This is a genomic window from Pseudactinotalea sp. Z1732 (genome assembly GCF_049724975.1).
GTDB lineage: Bacteria > Actinomycetota > Actinomycetes > Actinomycetales > Beutenbergiaceae > CALKWS01.
This window is the reverse complement of record NZ_JBMPQC010000036.1, coordinates 1-3,395: the sequence shown is the minus strand read 5'-3', so window position 1 is coordinate 3,395 and position 3,395 is coordinate 1. Positions and strand designations below refer to the sequence as shown.

Sequence of the window (3,395 nt, the reverse complement as noted above, 5' to 3'; positions counted from 1 at the left end):
CCGTTGATCGCTTCGACGGGGCCGTTGGAGGCTCCGCCACGGTCGAAGAACGCCAGGATCTGGTCTCGTTTGCGCCAGAGCGTGCGGCCGAGTTGAGCGAGTTCCTCCAGCCCCTCGGGTAGCCCGCGCCGGAGCCTGGTGATGAGGGCCTGCATGCGCTTCTTGCCGGCGGCCGGATCTGGGTGTTGGTAGGCGCTGATGATGTCCTGGTAGATGTGCCAGGAGACCTCCAAGGCCGCGTGGTCCTCGTGTTCGGCGAACAGCCGCTGCAGTCGGGCGATCTGCTCATCGGTCAGTAGCGACTGCCGGGTCAGCAGTGTTCGCCGGCCGCGGTAGAGCAGGTTCTCCTTGCGGCCCCGGTGGCCGTGGATCTGCTGCTGCAGGCGCTGACGACAGACGGTGAGTTTCTCCCCAGCCAGGTGAGATCGGGCCGGAGCGCCCTGCCAACGTTTCCGCTGGTGGGTTTCTCCGGCCCGTCTCCCGAACCGGACGTGCGACTTCCACCGCATCCGGCTCTCCACGAGCACATGCCCAGGTCAGGTGATGATGATGGTCGGCTCCCACGGCGTCGGGATCTTCGTTCCGCGGTAGCGGTAACGGGTGATCGGCACTGTCCCGCAGTTGAACAGTGAGACGCCGTCGTGCTCTGGCCACCAGTTGTTGGCCAGGTAATGCCGTTTCAGCCACTGCCAGGTGGCACGTTTGTGTTTGCGTCGGAGCCAGTGCACGATCCGTTCCCAGGTGTACTGGTGCAGGTGAGCAAAGGTCCGGCTCGAAACGCCGTGCCGGAAGTAGCCGGTCCAGCCCCGCAGCACCTGGTTGATGCGGCGAAGCAACTCGGACAGGGGCTGGTTCGTGCCCATTCTGGTGATCGCCTTGACCTTCGCCCGGATCGAAGTCAGCGACTTCTTGGAGGGCCAGGTGTAGACATATCGCTTGTTCGAGCCCTGTTGGCGTTGCCGCTGGATGCGGAACCCCAGGAACTCAAACCCCTCGTCGATGTGAGCGGTCAGCGTCTTGTGCTCCGAGAGGCGCAGACCCATCGGAGCCAGCACTGCTGCAACCTCGCCCCGCAGTTCCTCGGCGTGAGCCTCGGAGCCCGCCACCATGACCACGAAGTCGTCCGCGTAGCGCACCAGGCGATACGTGGCATTTCCGTGTCTGCGGCGGGTCGCCCGCTGGGGTCGGGTGGCCATATCGCGCTGCCAGGCTTCGGCGAAGTGATCGTCAAGGACTGACAATGCGATGTTGGCCAGCAGCGGCGACAAGATGCCGCCTTGGGGTGTGCCCATCTTGGTGTCCCTGGTGACGCCGTCCTCGTCGAGGATGCCAGCGCATAAGAACGCCTTGATCAACGCCAAGACACGTTTGTCTCCGATCCGCTCCCTGATCCGGTCCATCAGAGCCGGGTGGGAGATCTCATCGAAGCACGCTTCGATGTCACCTTCGAGCACCCACTGGTAACGGTTGGATGCCAGCATGTGAATCTCAGCGATCGCGTCATGAGGTCGACGACGCGGACGAAACCCGTAACTGCACGGGTGAAAGTCCGCCTCGAAGATGGGTTCGAGGACCAACTTCAGGCTGGCTTGCACGATCCGGTCCCGCACAGCAGGGATGCCCAGACGACGGTACTTGCCCGGCGTCTTCGGAATCATCCGTTCCTTGACCGGGAGCGGTTCGAAACTGCGGGCCTTGAGATCATCTCGCAGCCGATGCAGCATCGCGTCCCCAAAGTCGATGGAACGTGGAACCACGCCATCGACCCCGGCAGATCGTGCCCCTCGATTCCCTCTCACCCGATCCCACGCAACCGTCAGGAACGCGGGATCGGTGACAAGGTTGAACAGGTCATCGAACCGACGATCACCATCATCGGCTGACCATTGGTGCAGTTTGGTCTGGATACCCAGTACCCGCACCCGAGCCTCATCGAGGTCGAGCCACGGCTCGCCGATATTCACCAGCGACCTCCCGGCATTCCATCGCATCGACTGCATACTCGCTGGGTCCCTTCGCCATGTGGACGGCTTTCCCGCCCTCGGACTACTACGGACCCTCCGCCCCATCCCGGAGCCGTCAGTTGACGGTGAACCTGCCCGCCGACCAGCAGACTGCTGGCCGGGAGGGGCGACTTCGGGATGGTTCCCGCGTTCACTGCGTGTCGGTTGGCAGGATCGGCGCCCAGCTCTGCCGCTACAGCCTCGCCGCCACCGAACCCGCAGCACTGCGGTGACGGCCTCCCCGCCGACGTCACTAGTCGGCTTCGGAGTCGCTGACCACGTACATCCTGACCAGCGCGCACTGTTGCCCGGCCCAGATCCGCCAGGTTCGAGCCGGTTCCACCCTTAAGCGGGTTCAACCACTGGTTCACTCTCGTTACACCTCTCTGCCTTGCTTGCCGGGCACGCTGCCATCTGGCAGTACTGACACGCCCCGGCTTTGTCAGGGCTGCTTCCCACCCTCCCCCGCACCTCCGGGATCAGGCTGCCCTCAACTTCACCGATCTACTGCGATAGACCAGCGGGGTGGGCCTCTCACCCACCCCCGAACACACAGCGCCTCGCGGCGCACTTGCACCGTGTGGAAGGGGTCCATCACCGGTGTGGCCTGCGGCAGTGCTTCTTTGGTGGCGCTGTGATAGCCGGTGAAGCCATCCATGGTGACCACCTCGATGCGGTCGCGGAACTCCTGGGTGCGCTCGGCCAACCAGTCGGTGAGTACCTTCGCCGAACGGCCTGCTTGCACATCCAGCAGCCGCGCCGGCCCGGTGCCCTCGATCGTGGGGGTCAGATCTACCAGGATCGTGACATACGAGTCCTCACCGCCGCCGCGCACGTGTTTCCACTTGTGCTCATCGACCCCCAAGATCCGCACCCCTTCCAGGTGGGTCGGGTCGTCATAGACCAGGGTGCGGGCGGCATCGACCGCGAGGTTATTGACCAGGTCCCATCCCAGTCCCAGGGCCCGGGCCACGGCGCTGATGCTCATCTTGTCGATCGCCAAGCGCTGCAGGATCCACCGGGTGCACCGGTTGGTGGTCTTGGCCCCCACCGCGGCGCAGTCCAGCCGTTGCTGGAAGATCCGCTGCGGGCACTGGGTCCCGGTGCACCGATAGCGAGGCAGGCGCACGTGCAACCTGGTGGGATGGCCGGCCACCGGTACGTCGGTCAGCACCCGCACCACGTGATCCCGCAGGACCCCTTCGGCCCCGCAGGACGGGCAGAACGGCAACCCCTGGCGCGGTCGGGCCTGGATGATGGTGACGTCTGCGGCGTCGATGCTGGCCCCGGTGATCATCAGGTCCAACTCCGCGGTGCGACAGATGACATCAGCAACAGGGCAACCAGAAACAGCGGCAGAGCAGGTAGATTTCATCGCGGGCCTTGGGTGTT

Annotated in this window: 3 protein-coding genes; all 3 read right to left on the bottom strand. The window is 64.5% G+C overall.

Annotation, left to right across the window (positions count from 1 at the left end):
* A partial coding sequence (locus tag ACPL7H_RS19285; RefSeq protein WP_424798347.1) for an ISL3 family transposase occupies positions 1–509 on the bottom strand: 509 nt, incomplete at its 3' end.
* A gap of 27 nt (positions 510–536) precedes the next feature.
* Positions 537–1,991, bottom strand: a complete 1,455-nt coding sequence (ltrA, locus tag ACPL7H_RS19280) for a group II intron reverse transcriptase/maturase (protein WP_424798346.1) — start codon at positions 1,989–1,991, stop codon at positions 537–539.
* 508 nt (positions 1,992–2,499) lie between these two features.
* Positions 2,500–3,300, bottom strand: coding sequence for an ISL3 family transposase (locus ACPL7H_RS19275; protein WP_424798345.1), 801 nt, complete (start codon positions 3,298–3,300; stop codon positions 2,500–2,502).
* Positions 3,301–3,395: the final 95 nt, after the last annotated feature.